The sequence below is a fragment of the Fastidiosipila sanguinis genome (genome assembly GCF_002998295.1).
GTDB classification, from domain to species: Bacteria; Bacillota; Clostridia; order Saccharofermentanales; family Fastidiosipilaceae; genus Fastidiosipila; species Fastidiosipila sanguinis.
In genome coordinates this window covers 584,336-603,809 of record NZ_CP027226.1, presented here as the reverse complement: position 1 = coordinate 603,809, position 19,474 = coordinate 584,336, and the positions used below count along the sequence as shown (strand labels likewise).

Below are 19,474 nucleotides of genomic sequence, written 5' to 3'. Positions count from 1 at the left end.
ACATGTCTATTAGTGTTGGAACAATTTTAAATAATCGCTATAAAATATTAGAACTCGCTGGTACTGGAGGTATGGCAAAAGTTTATAAGGCCACCGACTTAAATACTGGTGAGGTAGTAGCTATTAAAACTTTAAAATCTGAATATAATGATGATTTAGAATTTGTTAGACGTTTTGATCTTGAAGCAAGAGCTGCAGCAAGTTTGTCTCATCCTAATATCGTAAATGTGTATGGTGTAGGTGAAGATAACGGTGTTAAGTACATTGTTCAAGAGTATGTTAATGGTAAAAGTCTAAAAGAGAAGTTAGAAGAAACCGGAAAAATGGACTGGCGCTTGGCAGTTCCAATTGTTATACAAATTGCATTGGCTCTTGAACATGCTCATTCACAATCTATAGTTCATAGAGATATTAAACCTGCAAATATTTTGATCACTCCAGACGGTGTCTGTATGGTCACTGATTTTGGTATAGCTAGAGCAACTAATTCAAATACTGTTTCAATGACTGGTGGCACTGCACTAGGCTCAGTACATTACTTTTCTCCTGAACAAGCTCGTGGTGGTGCTGTTGACCATCGCTCAGATGTTTATTCTTTAGGAATTTTAATGTATGAGTTATTAACTGGTGAAGTACCATTCGACGGAGAATCTTCAGTAGCAGTAGCGGTAAAACAATTACAAGAAGAACCGGTAAAACCAAGAGAATTAGAATCATCTATTCCACAAGGATTAGAGGATATTATACTTCGTTGCATGCAAAAAAATCCAAATAAACGCTATCCTGATTCCAGAGCTTTAATCGATGATCTGGATATGTTTATGATTAATCCAAATGGTAGATATGGTGAGATTAATAGCTCAAATGATACTTACAGTAATTATGCTGATCCAAGTGCTATAACAGAACCTCAAGATACATTTAACTCTGAATCCAATTCTTTAGATAGAGTCTTAAGCTTAGAAAACTCAATCAGTTCTAGACGTAAGTCTAGATCAAGAGATACTGTTATTACTATGCTTTTCGTAGTTATAATAGTTTTATTATTAAGTCTAGCAATCTGGTTTATCGCCGACTCTGTAAAAAACAATCTTAGCACACGTGAATCTGCTGCAGAAGAAATCTATGTTGTAGAAGACTTCCGTAACATGTCATATGATGAAGTTTCTCAAAAACTTAAAGCAGAAGGAGTAAATCATATTAAAGTTGAAGAGGCCAGTGAAGAAGTATCTAGTGGTAATATTATTTCTCAAAACATAGCTCCAGGTTCAGAAATAAATAGAGCTGGTACCTTCGTAAAAGGTAGTGAACTTATTCTAACAGTTTCTAAAGGAAGTGAATTCTATGTAATTCCTAATTTAATAGGAGAGGATGGAGCTGAAGTCAAAAACACTATTGAAAAAGAAAATATTCTAGTAATGACAAGAAGTCAATTTAACCTTTCTGTTCCTGAAGGTAAGGTTGTAGAAATATCTCCATCTCCTGGAACAAAGGTTGAACGTGGTTCAAGAATAACTATTACAATTAGTAAAGGTATTAATAAGGGTCCAGTTCCTGATGTTAAAGGTAGGAAATTAGATTCTGCTATTGAGTATCTAAATTCTATTGGTTTTGATACAGAAACAAGAGTGCCTTCTAGTTTGAAGGGTTATGAAAGTAGTTTATACGTTGTTGATATGACACCAAAAGCTGGTACATCTAATGTAACTGAAAAGATAGTCCTTATAGCAGGAACCTATGAAGAAGCCAATCCTACAACAGCAACCACTACAGAAAAACCGAGCGAGACCACAACGGTTGAGACCACCGAAACAGAAAAAACTGAGACGGAAGCAAGCACTGAAAAACCTGAAGATAATACTCCAGAACCAACAGAGCCTACTGAACCATCAGCAGAAGAACCTGTAGATCCTGGTGCTCCTGCTGATGCCGGTAACTAATAACAAAAAAAGTCATATTTAATTGCAATTGATAAGGAGTAGTGACTATTATTCAAGGGATTAATAAAAATCAAGAAATTCAATCTGGTGAATATATTATTACTAGAGGTGTAGGTGGTAACTATTGGGTTAATTCACTAGCTAAACCGGGTGAAGAAATCCAATGCAACGCTCCTGGAATTTTTAAAAATCAAGGGCTAAAACCAATAGCTGGTGATCTAGTTTTCTGTGAGGAAACTGGAGATGAATTAATTCCTCTTGTAATGCAAGAAATATATGAACGCAAAAATGAATTGCCTAGACCACAGGTAGCTAATATAGACCTATTATGGTTAATTATTCCTTTGAGCCAACCTGAGCCTGATTTAAATGTATTAGACAAAATGTTGGTCATCAGTGAAGTGCAAAACATGAACGTTGAAATCATATTCACCAAATATGATTTAGCTTCAGATTTTGGTGATGAACTCGCAAGTATCTATAAAAATCTTGGATATAATGTTTTTCTCTCCAAACCAAATTCAGAGTCCTTATTTAATGAGCTCCGTGATAAAATTGCCCATAAACTCATATGTTTAGCAGGTCCTTCTGGTGCTGGCAAATCAACGCTTTTAAATATCCTTGCTCAAAATGATTTAATGGAAACAGGTGACATTTCTAAAAAGCTCGGACGTGGACGTCACACAACTAGACATGCTGAATTGTTCCCTTTTAGAGGAGGATATGTAACTGACACTCCTGGATTTAGCTCTTTAGAACTTACACAATTAAATATCGATGGACAAGACTTAGCTTTTGCCTTTCCAGAGATTAGAGAATTACAGTATAACTGTAGGTTTAACTCCTGCAAACATTTAGAAGAGCCAGGATGTGCAGTGAAAGAATCTGAGGCAATTGATAAAGGTAGATTAGAACGCTATCAAAACTTCAGAAAAACTATTGACTCATTCAATTCCTATGATAGGAGAAAAAATTAATACTGATATACTAATAACAGTCGGAGGTTTAATAAGAAGATGAATCAAGTAGAAAACAATAATATAAAAAGAGAAGAATTAATTGCTAAATTCAAAAATAAAATTGCTCCTTCTATATTGTCATGTAATCCATTAACAATAGGTGCAGAAATTTCAGAAATTAGCTCAAATATTGAGGCCTTACATATCGATATTATGGATGCCGATTTTGTTCCTAATATTAATGGTAGTTATACTATCGTTAAGGCGATTAAAGAAGCCTTTCCTCATATATTCTTGGATGTTCATCTTATGGTAAACAAACCAGAAAAACTTATTGATGACTTTATTAATGCTGGTGCAGATTTAATCACATTACATATAGAGTCTTTGCAACATCCTCATAGATACTTGAATTACATAAAAGACCAAGGAATTCTGTCTGGACTAAGTTTAAACCCAGGTACTCCAGTATCTATGACCAAAGATCTTTTGAACGCAACTGATGTTTTATTACTGATGAGCGTCAACCCAGGCTTCGGAGGACAAAGTTTTATCGAAAATACTTTTAATAAAATCGCTGAAGCTAAATCACTAATAAAAGATCTAAATACAAATACATTAATTGAGATTGATGGTGGAGTAAAATCTAACAATGCGCAAGAGCTTTGGGCAGCGGGTGTTGACGTATTAGTTGCAGGTAGTGCTATATTTGGACAAGCAGATCCAAATTTAGAGTTAAGTAAACTAAACAAAATCAAGTAGATATATTTGTGCATTTTGTTAATTCAAATAATTATAAATTATTAAAATTTATTTAAAACATACAAACTCTACTTGATAAATTATTGAAAATTGAGGATAATGAGATTCATTAGAGAGACAGAATTGAGGGAAAATTATGGATTTTAATTTGTACCAATATGGGAGAGAATTTCGAGCATTTAATTTCTTTGGAGCTCATTATGACGGTAAGGGAACACAGTTCAGAACACATGCTCCAAACGCTAGACAAGTTTTTTTAATCGGAGATTTTAATAATTGGCAAAACCAAGCCATGGATGTAATTAATGGTGTTTGGGAATTATATGTTGAAGGTGCCAAACCTGGCGATTGCTATAAATATAGAATAGAAGGACCTCATGGTGGGGCAGTAGATCATGCTGATCCATATGCATTTGCGTCAGAACTTAGACCCAATACTGCATCTGTAATTCATCAAACAGATAATTATGAATTTAATGATGCTGAGTGGATGGCTAATAGGAGCAATAATCTTAAGGATAGACCCGTATCAGTTTATGAAGTTCATCTAGGATCATGGCGTACCAAGGTACATGAACTAGGTGACTATACTGAAGATGGTGTTCAAATCAATCATGCTCACGATAATTGGTATACATATAGAGAGATTGCTAAACCTCTAGCAGATTATTGTGTGAAATCTGGATTTACTCATATAGAGTTGTTGCCACTTGCAGAACATCCTCTGGACATGTCTTGGGGTTATTTACCTTTAGGCTATTTTTCACCAACATCTAGATACGGTAGTCCAGATGATTTTAAATATTTTGTTGATGTAATGCATGAGCATAATCTTGGAGTAATAATGGATTTTGTTCCTGTACATTTTCCATCTAATGACTATGGTCTTGCAAATTATGACGGTACAGCTTTCTACGAATATCCATTTAATGATTTGAGATATAGCGAGTGGGGAAGTCTTAACTTTAATCTTATGAAAGGTGAAGTTAGATCATTTTTAAACTCTGCCGCAACCTTCTGGCTCGAAGAATATCATATTGATGGATTGAGAATTGATGCTGTAAGTAACTTACTTTACTATCAAGGAAGAAAAGATAAAGGTGTAAATGACGCTGCCATTGATTTTATTAAGCAATTTAATGAAATTCTAGAAAAAGAGCATCCTGATGTTATGCGTATCGCAGAAGACTCATCTGATTATCCAGGAGTAACTAATGACGTAAAACATGGTGGTTTAGGTTTCCATTATAAATGGGATATGGGTTGGATGAATGATACTCTTGATTTCTTCGCAATTCCTAGCTGGGAAAGAAGAAACCACTACAACCAAATTAGTTTCTCCATGATGTATTTCTATAGTGAAAAATTTATGTTACCTCTATCACATGATGAGGTTGTTCATGGTGATAAATCTATTATTGATAAAATGTATGGAAATTATGATGAGAAATTCCCACAAGCAAGATCCTTGTACTTATACATGTATGCTCATCCTGGCAAAAAGTTAAACTTCATGGGTAATGAGTTTGCACAATTCCGTGAATGGGATGAAAAGCGTGAACAAGACTGGCCTCTATTGGAATATCACTATCATAAAACCTTCTATAAATTCTTTACCGACATTAATAAACTATATCGTGATGAAGAGATTTTATATATGGAAGAGTTCCATGACAAAAATTATCATTGGACTATTGTTGATGACTGGATGGGTGTAGTTTACGCCTTCACAAGAGGTGATGGTGATGAGAAGCTTTGGTTCATATTCAACTTTAGTGGAGAAACTCATGATTTTTATGCTTTCGATCTTTATGGTTACGATATTGTTGAAGAAGTAATCAATACCGATTGGGTAGATTATGGTGGTGGTACCGAAAGACCTAGTGCAGGTGTTAATAGCTGGCAAAACCTTGAAGAGGGACGTTTTGCTATTTCCTTGCGTGGCTACAACAGTAGAGCATTCCGTATAAGAAAGAAAAAGTAATATAAAATTAAAGTAAAATTTATAACAAAAGTATGGTTAAGTTATTTGACAAAAGTCAAAAGCTTAACTATACTTTCTTAAGCAATATAAATAGGGGAGTGGCTCAACGGTAGAGCAACGGTCTCCAAAACCGTCGGTTGCGGGTTCAAATCCTGTCTCCCCTGCCATTTATTAGGAAGGACTGTTTAGCACAGTCCTTTTTATTTAGTACAAAACTAATGCTTTCAAGCCTATTTATTGTAATATTTTCTTTATATTTTTTAATTGTTCTAGACGTCGAATACAATGTAAACTATACCAACCGCTAATTTAATAAAGCGTCGAAGAATAGAGGCAAAAATGGTAAGATAATTAGGATATTATAAATAAACTTGAAAATACTGAAGGAGGCGCTTGTGGACGAGAAAATAGTTGAGCTTTATACAGATGGAGCTTGCTCAGGTAATCCTGGTGTAGGTGGATGGGCTGCTATACTTAAGTTTGGCGATTATGAAAAAGAATTAAGCGGCAGTGAAGCTCATACAACTAATAATCGTATGGAATTATCTGCAATAATTTATGGTTTACAAGCTCTTAAATTTCCAGTAAAGGTCGAAGTATATTCCGATAGTGCCTACGTTGTTAACGCAATTAATAATGATTGGTTAAGCTCATGGAAGCGCAACAACTGGAAAAATGCTGCCAAAGATCCCGTTAGCAATCAAGACCTTTGGATAAAACTTGATGAGCAAATGAAAATACACCAAACTAGTTTTCATAAAGTAAAAGGTCATTCCGATCATGAGTATAATAATAGGGCAGATGCTTTAGCTGTAAAAGCTGTACAAGACTTTAAAACTAATAATAATATGTAAGGTGAGTCATGCAAAAAGAAACTGAATTAAATAGAAAAAATATTTATAATGGCCAAATTCTAGATTTGTTTAAATTAGAAGTTGAAACAGAGGATGGATTCATTCAAAACAGAGAGATTCTCGAACATAATGGTGGTGCCTGCATAGTTGCTTTAACTCCTGAAGAAGAAGTTTACTTAGTACGTCAGTATAGAATCGCAGTAAATGATTTCACTCTAGAAGTTCCAGCAGGAAAATTAGAAAAAGGTGAAGAACCTGCAATTTGCGCAATTCGTGAGTTAGAAGAAGAGTGTGGATTAAGGACTGATTCCATAGAATTACTTTCAGAAATTTATCCTACTCCTGGTTATTCTAATGAAATAATATACATTTATTATACGGATACTTTTTCTCGAACTGAACAGAATCTAGACCAAGGTGAATTTGTACAAGTAGAAAAATATCCACTAATAGAAGCAATTAAAATGATTCAACTCGGTAAAATTAAAGATGCTAAAACAATCATAGCATTGCAAACTGCTTGGATAAAAAGAAATCTTAAATAAAAATAGAGTTGCTATGAGAGTTACTATGTTTTAGTGAAAATAAATAGAATGGTTGAAATAAATGACAAATAGAGAAGAGTATTTTAGAAAACAAAACAATACAAATAATAAAGCTCGAGAAATAATAGGATTAATATATTTAATTCTATCTCTATTTACTGGTGTAGCTTTTTATATACCAAGTGTTAGTAGTGGACCTTTAGGACATTTTGTAGTTAGTGTAGGTAGAGGGTTGTTGGGACCAATATCATATGCTTTACCACTTTTATTTTTAGTTTTAGCCATATCTACTTTCCTTGAAGATTTCTTTAAAGCTAAAAAAATAAGAATTAATAATTTACTATTATTATTGATTTTACTTTCAGCATTAATTCATTCTATCTCTATTAAACCAGAGGTTGTTAAATCATTAAGTGTTGATAGCGAAGGGAAATATACTGTTTTAAATTCATTCTCTACACTTTGGCTCATGGGCAAGAGTCCTGAAACATTCACTAGCATCACTGCTGACTTGTCCGGCGGAATCATTGGTGGCTCTATTGCTTTGGGACTTCAAAGAATTATTGGATATGCTGGTGCAATAATCATTTTAAGTTCTACAATAATTATAGAAGCTATAATCATAGGTAATTTTTCTATATCAAGAATTTTGCTCACCATATTATCTATTATTTATGCAATTGTAGATTTTTGTAAAAAAGCTATTAGAAATACTAATGCAAGCATTAAAGAATCTAGAGCTAGAAAAGCTGAATTTAATGCAAGAACTAAAGAGATATCTAATCAAGAAAGGCAAGATAATTATTACGATAAAGGGTTCCCTAAGGCTCAACCTGCGGAAACTAAATCATTACAACAAAGAGTCAATACAAATATGAGTCAAGTGAATCAAAGAAAATCTTTTAATATTGACTCATACATGAGTGATTTTAATAACCATGGAAATGAAGAGATGCGTAAAGACGTTCCTAACTATGATTTAGGTGCAAACGCTAACTTTAATAATGCAGGCGAAAGAATACCAAGCCATATAATTAACTCAGATAAGACCTATGTTGCTCCAAACTTTATCATTCAACAAGATAATGAAGCAAGAAAAAATAAAATTTCGAATAATAATTCAAATAATATAAAACTAAAACCAGTACGTGATTTTACTAATAATCAAAATACTGCATTTCCTGAAACTACTAACTCAACTTCAGACTTTACTATTGATGGCTTATCAGAGAATCATAATAATCATAATATTAGTAGTAAAAACTCTGATTTCTTGTTAGCAAATGATAATGAAGATATAGACACAACAATTGAACATGAGCTCAATCATAAAAAAGATGATTTAAAATCTAACAGATCTAATTCTGATTTAGCTAAGGATAGCTCGGTTAACAAAGTCTCTGAAAAAACAAACTCTAATAGAGTGAAAGAAGAAGAAAAAGCTAAAAATATATCAGATGAAAATAGTGCAGACAAGGAAATTAAGAAAGTTGTCCCTGTAAACAAACCTTATGTTTTCCCACCTTATAATCTTTTGGAAGCTAGACCTGTGCAACAAAAAGGGGCTACCGAGAAGATTATAAAAGAACAAGCGATGCTACTGGAACAAACTTTATCAAGTTTTGGAGTTGAGGCAACTGTTATACATGTAACTACTGGACCATCCATAACAAGATTTGAATTAAGACCAGGAATTGGGGTTAAAATAAGTAAAATTGTAAATTTATCTGATGACTTGGCTTTAGCTTTAGCTGCAACTACTGTCAGAATTGAAGCTCCAATCCCAGGTAAATCAGCAATAGGTATAGAGATCCCTAACGAAAGTACTGCTACTGTAGGTCTGAGATCCTTAATTGATAATCCAAAATATGTTGAACGTAAAGAACGATTATTGGTACCTTTGGGAAGAGATATTCCAGGTCAAGCAATTTATTGTAATTTAGCTAAAATGCCACATCTCTTAATTGCTGGTGCTACTGGTTCAGGTAAATCTGTTTGTATTAATACAATTTTAATCAGCTTGCTATATAGATGCTCACCTGAAGATCTAAAGCTTTTATTAATTGATCCAAAAGTAGTTGAGCTGTCTATTTATAATGGAATACCTCATCTATTAGCTCCTGTCGTTACTGACCCAACCAAAGCAGCTAATACACTTAACTGGCTAGTCCAGGAGATGGAAAGACGTTATAGTCTTTTTGCCGAAAAAAAAGCTAGAGACATGAATAGTTACAATGAAATTATGGAGTCTGAAGGTGAAGAAAAGCTTCCTAATATTGTTTTAATCATTGATGAGTTATCCGACCTCATGATGACAACTCCAAAAGAAGTTGAAGATTCTATTTCTCGTTTAACAGCTATGGCTAGAGCGGCTGGTATTCATTTAATCATCGCTACCCAAAGACCTTCGGTTGATGTTATCACAGGTGTTATCAAAGCTAATATTCCTTCAAGAGTTGCTTTTGCTGTATCATCGCAGGTTGACTCTAGGACAATCTTAGATTCATCTGGAGCAGAAAAGTTATTAGGTAAAGGGGATATGCTATATTTCCCACAAAGTGATTCTAAGCCAACTCGTGGACAAGGTGCCTTCTTAGATGATCATGAAGTTCAAAGAGTTATTGATTTTTGTAAATCTCAAGGTCTCGATACATACGACCAAGAAGTAGCTCAAGAAATTGTCAGTACAAAGTCAGGTGGATTCAATGATGATGAATCAGACGATGAAGAAGATGAATTGTTTAACGAAGCTGTAGACTTAGTTGTAGAGAATGGATATGCTTCAGTTTCCTTGCTACAGCGTCGTTTAAACATTGGATATCCACGTGCAGGTAGAATAATAGATGCAATGGAAGCTAAAGGTTATATTGGTCCCCATGCCGGAAGTAAACCAAGAAATATAATTATAAGTTCCGAAGAATGGGCCTTGATAAAAGCTGATGCTTGGAATAATGAGAATTAAAACTGTTAAACACTTTTAGTAATGTTTATTGAGAAGAGGTTAATTTAATGGCTGTTTTATTGGACGGAAAAATTTTATCAAGAAAAATAAAAGATGACTTGCTCAAGAAAGCTGAGCAATTAAGAGCTTCAGGTAAAAGACCTCCTAAACTTGCAGTAATATTAGTTGGAGCAGATCCTGCATCATTGATATATGTAGGAAGAAAAGAAAAAGCTGCAACTGAGTGTGCTTTTGAGTCTAAAACAATTAACCTTCCTGATAATTCTAGTTTTGAAGATGTAAAATCAGCTATTGAGGATTTGAATAATGATGATAGTGTTGATGGTATTTTATTACAATTACCATTACCAGAATCTTTAAAAAAGCATGAAAAAGACCTGTTAAACCTTATTAATCCTGAAAAAGATGTTGATGGATTGCATCCTATAAATGTAGGGAAATTGAGTCTAGGTGAAGATGCACCAATCGCTTGTACTTCCAATGGAATAATTCACTTATTAAAAAACAACAACATTGAAATTGATGGAAAACATGCTGTTATTATCGGTAGAAGTAATATAGTTGGTAAGCCTTTAATTCAACTTCTCTTACGAGAAAATGCAACTGTTACAGTATGTCACTCACACACACACAATCTAAGTGAATTTACTAAATCAGCAGATATCTTAATAGTTGCCATAGGAAAGGCAAACTACATAACAGCAGATATGGTTAAAGAAAATGCATGTATTGTTGATGTCGGGATTAATAGGCTAGGTGGACGAAAAATAACTGGAGATGTTGATTTCGCCTCTGTTGAACCTAAAGTTAATGCAATAACTCCTGTACCAGGGGGAGTAGGACCTATGACAATAGCTATGCTGTTAAGTAATACTTTAAATTGCTATTTACGAAGAGAGAATCTTTAAATGAATAATGATAATGAATTACTTGTAGATAAAGATTTCAAGATAGAAACTGCTGAGATCATAACGGTAGGCACTGAAATACTACTTGGACAAGTGCTTAATAGTAATGCCCAATACTTGGCTAGGAAATTATCTAATCTAGGTATTAATTGTTACTTCCAACAATCAGTAGGCGATAATGAAATACGTTTGATAGAAACCCTAAAATTAGCTTTATCTAGAGCTGATTTAGTTATTATCACTGGTGGTTTAGGACCTACTGCCGATGATATATCTCTTGAAGTAGCGAGTAAATTAACAAACAACAAATTAGTTATTTCAGAAAGTGAATTAGAAAAATTAAATTATTACTTAGAGAGTAACGGTATTATCGATATAGATAATAAAAATCTTAATTACAAACAAGTCTATGTTCCTGAAGAGTCTATTATTCTCCCGAATGATAAAGGCACCGCTCCTGGAGTTATTATGAAAAATAAGAATGCAGATCTAGCTGCTGGAGCTAATAACTTAATTATGCTTTTACCTGGACCACCAAAAGAAAATACTTTTATGTTCGAAAACTATGCTGAGAAATTTATTAAAGAGCACAGTGAATATGATATTGAAAATGTCTATTTAAGAGCTTTTGGATTAAGTGAATCAGTTGCATTCTTGGCTCTAGAAGATATTTCTACAAAGCAAAATCCTAGTGTTGCTACCTATGTTTTCCCTGATGAATTAGTTATTAGAGTATCATATAAACATAAAAGAACTTCTGACTTACAAGAATTATATGACACTGTGAAAATAGTTGAATCTAGGTTAGGTAATTATATTTTCAGTAAAGATTCTTATAATTTAGTAGAAACTGTTTTTAATAAATTAATGGAAAATAAGCAAACAATAGCTTTTGCGGAAAGTTGTACAGCTGGACTAGCAAGTTCAAAAATAGCAGATATTAGTGGGGCCTCAGAAGTTCTCTTAGGAGGCATGGTTACCTATAATAATGATATTAAAGTTAGGATGCTTGGAATTCCTGAATCTTTAATTGCAGAACATGGAGCTGTAAGCAATGAAGCTGCATTAGCAATGTCTACTAACGCTAAATTAAGATTTAATTCTGATTTTGGTATAGCAATTACCGGCAATGCTGGTCCAAATCCAAGCGAAGGGAAGGAAGTCGGCTTAGTTTATATAGCTATTTCTAGTAGGCATAAAGATATTGTTGAAGAGTTCAAGTTTACTGGTGATAGACAAAAAATTAGAAATAAAGCTTGTCAATCTGCTTACTATCTTTTATTAAAGTCTTTTCTAGAAGACTAAAGGATAATTATAATTGTTGTATTTGTAGTACTTTTGTAACTATTTGTAGAAATAATAGAAATTATTCGCTTGTATAATAAAAATACTTATAGTAAAATAAGAACAATTGTTCGATAAGTAATGGAGGTACACATGGCTAAAAAGAAAAAAGGTAAATCCACAGAAGAAGTTAGTAACATAGCTTTTGAAGAGAGAGATAAAGCACTTAGCGCTGCTCTTAAGAAAATTGAAACACAATTTGGTAAAGGGTCTGTCATGAGACTAGGTGATGATACTAATCCAAGTGAAATAAGAACAATCCCAACTGGATCTCTCTCATTAGACGTAGCTCTAGGTATAGGTGGATTACCTACTGGTAGAATTATTGAGATATATGGTCCTGAATCATCTGGTAAAACCACAGTAGCGCTGCATGTAGCTGCTGAAGCTCAGAAGATGGGTGGTACTGCTGCATTTATCGATGCGGAGCACGCATTAGATCCTAGTTACGCAGAAAAACTAGGTGTTGATATTGACAATCTAATTGTTTCTCAACCAGATAACGGAGAGCAAGCCCTAGAAATTGCTGAAGCACTTGTAAGAAGTGGAGCCATTGATGTAATTGTTATTGACTCTGTTGCAGCACTTGTTCCTAGAGCAGAAATTGATGGTGAAATGGGTGATCAGTATATCGGTTTGCAAGCTAGACTTATGTCTCAAGCACTTCGTAAATTGACAAGTATAATTAGCAAGTCTGAAACTGTAATTATCTTTATTAACCAATTGCGTGAGAAAGTAGGTGTCATGTTCGGAAGTCCTGAAACAACTCCAGGTGGACGTGCCTTGAAATTCTACTCCTCAATTCGTCTAGATGTACGTAAAATTGATACCTTAAAGAATGGTAAAGATGCTTACGGTAATAGAACTAGAGTCAAAATTGTAAAAAACAAATTGGCACCTCCTTTCAAGGAAGTTGAGTTCGACCTAATCTATGGTGAAGGTATTTCTCAAATTGGTGACATTGTTGACCTTGCAGTGGAGAAAGATATTATTGTAAAATCTGGTTCCTGGTACTCATATAACGATGAGCAAATAGCTCAAGGTAGAGAAAACAGCATTAATTGGCTTAAAGAAAATCCAGAAATTCTTGAAGAAATATCAACAAAAGTTAGAATAGCTTACGGAATTCTTGAAGATGACTTGGATGATTTTGAAGAAGATGATGATTCTGACGCTTCTACAAACACAGAAGATATTGATAACTTTGAAGTTCCTGATGGACAAGGCAAGAGCGAAGAAGATCTAATCGATGATATACTGGGATTATAATCAAATAAAAAAATCTGATGAAGATACAGAAAAACAAGAATTATTAAGTAAATGTAGAACAGCTGCTATTCAGTATCTAGCATTACGTACTAGAAGTACAGGACAATGCCAGAAAAAACTAGCAGCTGATAATTTCCCTAAATATATTATTGATGAAGTTCTACAACAACTTGATATAGATGGCTATCTATCTGATAACGAGATGGCTGAATTTGTTATAAAATCCAGACGTAATTCTAAAGCAGAGAGTCATCTCGCTCTTAGACGAAGAATGAAAAACCTTGGCATTAAAGAGGATATAATTGAAACTTATTTACAAAGTAATGTTAGTGATAAAGTTTTATTAGCTGAGCTTTTTGCCAATAAATTTTCTTCTTTGTTTCAAGAATATGTTGATACTGAAGAGCCAAATGAAAAATATAATTTAAAAGTTAAATTAGTTAGAAAAGCTAATAATAGAGGCTTCACTGATGATTTTTGTATTAACTTTTTAAATCAATATGCTAATAAGTGAAACTAATATTTCTGATATGTAGTATTATAATTACATAACTTTTTAGAGAGGTTTTATTATGAATTTACCTAATAAATTATCTACATTCAGAATTATACTAATACCATTTATGTTAATTTTTATGATACCTATTTCTGGTGCTGATTCTTGGAATAACTTTTTAAACAAATATGGAATGTTTTTTGCAGTTATAATATTTATTGTTGCATCTTTAACCGACTTTTTTGATGGCAATATCGCAAGGAAGAGAAATCTAGTTACTAATTTAGGTAAGTTTTTAGATCCTATTGCAGATAAATTATTAGTTATTTCAGCTTTTATTGCATTTGCAGCTCTTGGTAGATTAACTGCTTGGGTTCCTATCATCATATTATTTAGAGAATTTATTGTTACTGGAGTTAGAACCATTGCTGCTAGCAATGGGGTGATTGTATCTGCAAAAATGTTTGGGAAAATAAAAGCCACACTACAGATGGTAGTTATAATTGCCTTGATGATTGAACATATTTTGATAGTAAATATTGGTATTAATGCTTTTACTAGTACTTTAACTCTATTAATTAATGTTTCACTTGTTATAACTGTAATTGTCACAATTTTATCAGGTTTAACATACATTACTGATAATAAGTCAGTACTCACTGAATAATTTTCTGTTAGAATCTTAAATTGTATCAAAACATTATATTTTGTTCACATTTATAATATATAGTATTTAACAAGGATAATAACTATTTAACCTAATAGTTATTCACAGGAGGATATAAAATGACACAACAAGAAATATTTAAAGAAGTACAAGATATCTTAGTAGACCAATTAGGTGTTGAACCTGAAGAGGTTACAATGGAAGCTAGCTTCATTGATGATTTAAATGCTGACTCTCTAGATATAGTTGAGTTAATCATGACTTTAGAACAAGAGTTTGAAGTTTCAATTCCAGATGAGGATGCAGAAAAGATTTCAACTGTAGCAGACGTTGTAAATTATATTAAAGATAACTTTTACAATTAATCATTATTAGATTATTATGTATTGAGACAGCGCCTTTAATAGAGGCGCTTTTTTAACAAATTTTTGTAGGAGCTGAATAGAAAATGTCTTTGTCTAAAAAGGAAATTGATAATTATAAGAATTTTTCAAAAACATATCTTTCCTACGAATTTAATAATATAAATTTATTAGTTGAAGCTTTAACTCATTCTTCATTCGCTAACGAAAGTAATGACCCAACAACAAAAGATAATGAAAGATTAGAGTTCCTTGGGGATGCTGTTCTTGAAGCTATTATTTCTGAAAAACTTTACCTTGATGAAGCTAATTTCGCTGAGGGAGTAATGACTAAAATTAGATCCTTAACAGTTAGAGAAGAGAGTTTAGTAAAAGTTGCTAGATCTATTGGTTTACAAAATCATTTAAGATTTGGACAAGGTGAGGAGAAAACTGGCGGTCGAGACAAATCTTCAAATTCTGAAGACGCAATGGAAGCAATTATAGGCGCTATATTTATTGATGGCGGTTGGGAAGCTAGTAAGAGTTTCGTCAATAATGTGTTAAGTCAGATTTATGATTATGCTAAATCTGGTGATTTAGTTTATGACTATAAAAGCAAACTTTATCAAGTTCTACAAGCAGAAGAGAATCTGCCTCAAGTTGCTTTTGTCTTACTGTCTGAAACAGGACCTGCACATGACAAAACATTTACAATTTCTGTTGAATATAAAGGAATAAGGTATACTCCAGCTTCAGCTAATTCAAAAAAAATGGCAGAACAAAGTGCTGCTCGTAACTTTCTGAATGAGTATAAGATTAAGGAGAAAGATAATTAATGAAATTAAAATCTCTTATTTTGCAAGGATTTAAATCATTTTATGACAGAACGGTAATTGAATTCCATGAGGGAGTTACTGCAGTTGTTGGTCCTAACGGTAGTGGTAAATCCAACATTACTGACGCTATTCGTTGGGTTCTTGGTGAACAATCCAGCAAGAATTTGCGTGTTGATAAGATGGATGAATTAATCTTTGCAGGTACCGAAAATAAGAGAGCTTTATCATTTGCTGAAATAACCCTTGTCATGGATAATTCTGACCATAGTATTGATATTGAATATCCTGAAGTTCATGTTACTAGACGTATTTATAGAAATGGAGAAAGCGAATATCTTTTAAATAATAATGTATGTAGATTGAAAGATATAACTGAACTATTTTTAGATACCGGTATTGGTAAAGATGGTTACTCAATGATAGGTCAAGGTCGTGTTGATAGCATTCTTAGTGGCCGATCTGATCTTCGCCGAAAAATGCTTGATGAGGCTAGTGGTATAAGCAAATATAAGTTACGCCATCAAGAAGCCAGTAGAAAACTGGAACACACTGAACAAAATTTAATAAGAATAAATGACATTCTAGCTGAGATTTCTAAACAGAAGGAACCGTTAGAAAGACAAGCAAAAAAAGCACATAAATATCTAAACTTAAGAGAAGAACTTAAGGAATTAGATTTAGCATATCTTTATTATTTAATTGAGAATCAAGAGAAAATTCAGAAAAATTTGGAAGATTCTATCAAGTCTAATGCTCAAAATATTGAATTAGCAGAAATTGAGAAGAATAAGATTCTAGAGGAATCTGCTACAAGCAGGGAGCAAATTCAACTACTGAATCACCAAATATCTGGACTAAATAATAATCTTGATGAAAATAGATCTATTATAAGTAATTCTAAACAAGCACTTGCACTTTACCAACAAGAGTTAAACAGCATAACCACTATGAATGAAGAGCAAGTTGCTGATAATGAGTCTGCTAATCTTAGACTAAAAGATATTGAAGAAGAGGTACTTAAAGTTGAAGAATTTCTCTCTGGTATCAACCTAGAAATTGATACTACATCAAATAATTTCCAAGAAAAAAGCTCTAAACTAAGTGCTTTAGAAAGTGCTTCTAAAAATGATATTGCAGAAATTACTGCTTTTAAGAGTCAATTAAACGAGATCACAGCAAAGATTTCTATAGCAGAAAAAAATCTACAAAATGATTTAACAAATCAGGAAGTTTTAAAACAGCATAAACTTATCTTACATAAAGAGGAAGAAACTCTAAAGAATGAACTAGCAGATTTAGAGAGTATATTCTCTAAGTTAAATGTTGATAAAACTGAACTTAATAATGTTATTCAAGAAATTCAAAATAAACTTAATGAATTAACTATTGAACAAGAGCAATTCGAGAATAACTTAAACGCCAAAATAACTGCAGCTAACAACATTCAAAATAGCTTAAATGAAAGTAAATACCAATTAAGTACTCAAGAAAGCTTACAAAACAGCTATGAAGGATATAGTTATACTGTTAAAAATTTAATGAATAAAATTAAAGATAGTCATACCTCCGTGCTTGGCCCACTCGCAAGTTTGTTAAAAGTTCCAAAAGAATATGAAACTGCAATTTCAAATGCTTTAGGTGCTAGCAGTCAAAATATAGTTGTTGAAACTGAGCGTGACGCCCAAGAAATGATTAATATTTTGAAAAAAGATAAACTCGGTAGAGCTACATTTTTACCAATTAATCAAATACATGCAAATGATATTCAAGATCATCTACTAGACAAAGTAAGTCGTTTAAAAGGCTATCTAGGACTCGCTAGTGATGTTATTAGCTATGATAGCAAAATTGATAATGTTGTCAGCTATTCACTCGGTAGGACGGTAGTTGCTGATACTTTAGAAAATGCTGTTAATATGGCTAAATCTACTGGTTTTAAAGTAAGAATAGTAAGTTTAGACGGAGACTTAATGAATACCGGTGGATCAATGAGTGGTGGCTCTAATAAATCTAATAATCAGACATCTAGTTTACTTGGTCGTAAACGTGTTATTAGTGATCTCAAATTCTTAATTTCAAAGAATGAAAAAGAATTAAATACTTTGAGCGAAGAAATTCAAAACAGCACTTTAAAGTTTGAAAAAAACAAAGATGAATTAGAAGGTTTAAAAAATAGTATAGATTCTGAAAAAGATAAACTATTCGAAATTAATTTAAGAATCGAACAAAACCAAGAATCTATCGCAAAAATAGATTCACAACTTGCGCAAAATCAAAGTGACTTGAATCATATTGCAGAGCAAGAATCTACCCAATCAAGTGATCTTAACCAGAAGTTTGCAGAAATGGATGTCTTAAAATCCAACTCTAAAGATATCCAAGAAAAACTAGAAATCCTTGAAGCAAATCTCGATAAAAGAAAAGCAGAGCAAGAAGATTTGTTTATTCTTAAGTCACAAGTTGAAGTTCAATTTGCAAAGTTAAATGAACAAAAAAACTCAAATGAGCTTATACTCAAACGTTTAACTGCAGAGCAAAGTGAATTGCTGAATTCTATAGAAAAACAAAACACTACACAGCAACGTAATGCTGACCGAAGCATTGAACTAGATAGCTTGATAGTCGAAGAAAACAACAAATTAACTGAGAAAACCAGTGTTGAAGAAAAATTACTAGAAGAAATAGAGAAACTTAAGGCTGATCTTGAACTTGCCAACAATAGCATTGAAAGCAGTAGTGAAAATCTTAATACTGTCAGTTCCTACCTGACCAAACTCGGCCAGGAACAAGGTAGATTAGAACAAAAACTAGAGAACAATAAAACCAACTTAATGGATCAACGTTCTAAGCTTTGGGAAGAATACAATCTAACTTTTGCCGACAAGGACAAATGGTATAGAGATGATCTTGATTTAGATAGTACTAAAACATCTATTGATAAACTACGCAAACAAATTAAAAGTTTAGGTGAAGTTAACATCCAAGCAATTGAAGAAAGCAAGTCTGTTAATGAGCGTTATGAATTTACACTTAAACAAAAAGAAGATGTTGAGTTAGCAGCAAAAGATCTTAAAGAATTGATTAAGTATCTTCTCGACAAGATGAAAAATCAATTTTCTGATGCTTTTAAGTTTATTAATGAGCAATTTAATACTGTGTTTAAAGAACTATTCGCTGGAGGCTTTGCCGAATTAAGCTTAAGCGAGGAAAACGATATTCTAAATAGTGAGATAAATATTATTGCTTCACCTCCAGGAAAGAAAGTCCAAAACATCCTTTCCTTATCTGGTGGAGAGCGCTGTTTAACAGCCATTGCACTTTTATTTGCTATACAAAAGTTGAATCCTGCTCCATTCTGTGTGCTAGATGAGGTTGAAGCTGCATTGGATGAGGCCAATATTTTTAGATTTGCAGATTATATTAGCCGTCACTCCAAAGAAACCCAATATGTATTAGTTACACATAGAAGAGGAACAATGGAGTCAGCAAATACAATTTATGGAATTACTATGCCTGAACGAGGTGTTTCAAAAGTTATTTCTTTAAATCTTGATAAAAATGTTCAGCTTGCTGGATTAGATTTAGATTAACAAAAGATATTAAA

Annotated in this window: 15 protein-coding genes and 1 tRNA gene; all 16 read left to right on the top strand. The window is 32.9% G+C overall.

The window, feature by feature from the left end:
- Positions 1–2: 2 nt before the first annotated feature.
- The 16 genes from pknB (at position 3) to smc (ending at position 19,460) form a co-directional block, all read left to right on the top strand.
- The gene (pknB, locus tag C5Q98_RS02515; protein WP_158695686.1) at positions 3–1,940 is read left to right on the top strand and encodes a Stk1 family PASTA domain-containing Ser/Thr kinase; all 1,938 of its coding nucleotides are present in this window, start codon (positions 3–5) and stop codon (positions 1,938–1,940) included.
- 41 nt (positions 1,941–1,981) lie between these two features.
- Positions 1,982–2,917 carry a ribosome small subunit-dependent GTPase A gene (gene rsgA, locus C5Q98_RS02510; RefSeq protein ID WP_106012156.1) on the top strand — a complete coding sequence of 312 codons (936 nt, stop codon included), beginning with the start codon at positions 1,982–1,984 and terminating at the stop codon, positions 2,915–2,917.
- A 39-nt stretch (positions 2,918–2,956) separates the two neighbouring features.
- A complete protein-coding gene (gene rpe, locus C5Q98_RS02505; RefSeq protein WP_106012155.1) occupies positions 2,957–3,661 on the top strand; it encodes a ribulose-phosphate 3-epimerase in 705 nt (234 codons plus the stop codon).
- A 136-nt stretch (positions 3,662–3,797) separates the two neighbouring features.
- Positions 3,798–5,645, top strand: a complete 1,848-nt coding sequence (glgB, locus tag C5Q98_RS02500; RefSeq protein ID WP_106012154.1) for a 1,4-alpha-glucan branching protein GlgB — start codon at positions 3,798–3,800, stop codon at positions 5,643–5,645.
- 92 nt (positions 5,646–5,737) lie between these two features.
- Positions 5,738–5,812: transfer RNA gene (locus tag C5Q98_RS02495), tRNA-Trp, on the top strand.
- Between the two features lie 228 nt (positions 5,813–6,040).
- A complete protein-coding gene (rnhA, locus tag C5Q98_RS02490; RefSeq protein ID WP_106012153.1) occupies positions 6,041–6,499 on the top strand; it encodes a ribonuclease HI in 459 nt (152 codons plus the stop codon).
- Between the two features lie 8 nt (positions 6,500–6,507).
- On the top strand, positions 6,508–7,044 hold the full coding sequence (locus C5Q98_RS02485; RefSeq protein ID WP_106012152.1) for an NUDIX hydrolase: 537 nt from the start codon (positions 6,508–6,510) through the stop codon (positions 7,042–7,044).
- 61 nt (positions 7,045–7,105) lie between these two features.
- Positions 7,106–10,006, top strand: coding sequence for a DNA translocase FtsK (locus tag C5Q98_RS02480; protein ID WP_242967393.1), 2,901 nt, complete (start codon positions 7,106–7,108; stop codon positions 10,004–10,006).
- Positions 10,007–10,053: 47 nt separating this feature from the next.
- Positions 10,054–10,914, top strand: a complete 861-nt coding sequence (gene folD, locus C5Q98_RS02475; RefSeq protein WP_106012151.1) for a bifunctional methylenetetrahydrofolate dehydrogenase/methenyltetrahydrofolate cyclohydrolase FolD — start codon at positions 10,054–10,056, stop codon at positions 10,912–10,914.
- Positions 10,915–12,219, top strand: a complete 1,305-nt coding sequence (locus C5Q98_RS02470; RefSeq protein WP_106012150.1) for a competence/damage-inducible protein A — start codon at positions 10,915–10,917, stop codon at positions 12,217–12,219.
- Between the two features lie 132 nt (positions 12,220–12,351).
- On the top strand, positions 12,352–13,527 hold the full coding sequence (gene recA / locus C5Q98_RS02465) for a recombinase RecA (RefSeq protein ID WP_106012149.1): 1,176 nt from the start codon (positions 12,352–12,354) through the stop codon (positions 13,525–13,527).
- On the top strand, positions 13,508–14,041 hold the full coding sequence (locus tag C5Q98_RS02460; RefSeq protein WP_106012148.1) for a regulatory protein RecX: 534 nt from the start codon (positions 13,508–13,510) through the stop codon (positions 14,039–14,041). Before recA ends, C5Q98_RS02460 begins: the two co-directional genes overlap by 20 nt.
- 58 nt (positions 14,042–14,099) lie before the next feature.
- Complete coding sequence (gene pgsA / locus C5Q98_RS02455; RefSeq protein WP_106012147.1) at positions 14,100–14,690, top strand: CDP-diacylglycerol--glycerol-3-phosphate 3-phosphatidyltransferase; 591 nt, start codon at positions 14,100–14,102, stop codon at positions 14,688–14,690.
- A 119-nt stretch (positions 14,691–14,809) separates the two neighbouring features.
- Positions 14,810–15,055, top strand: coding sequence for an acyl carrier protein (acpP, locus tag C5Q98_RS02450; protein WP_106012146.1), 246 nt, complete (start codon positions 14,810–14,812; stop codon positions 15,053–15,055).
- Between the two features lie 83 nt (positions 15,056–15,138).
- Positions 15,139–15,870: a ribonuclease III gene (gene rnc / locus C5Q98_RS02445; protein WP_106012145.1), complete on the top strand. Its 732-nt coding sequence runs from the start codon at positions 15,139–15,141 to the stop codon at positions 15,868–15,870.
- The gene (gene smc / locus C5Q98_RS02440; RefSeq protein WP_106012144.1) at positions 15,870–19,460 is read left to right on the top strand and encodes a chromosome segregation protein SMC; all 3,591 of its coding nucleotides are present in this window, start codon (positions 15,870–15,872) and stop codon (positions 19,458–19,460) included. The genes rnc and smc overlap by 1 nt, the downstream gene beginning before the upstream one ends.
- Positions 19,461–19,474 lie beyond the last annotated feature (14 nt).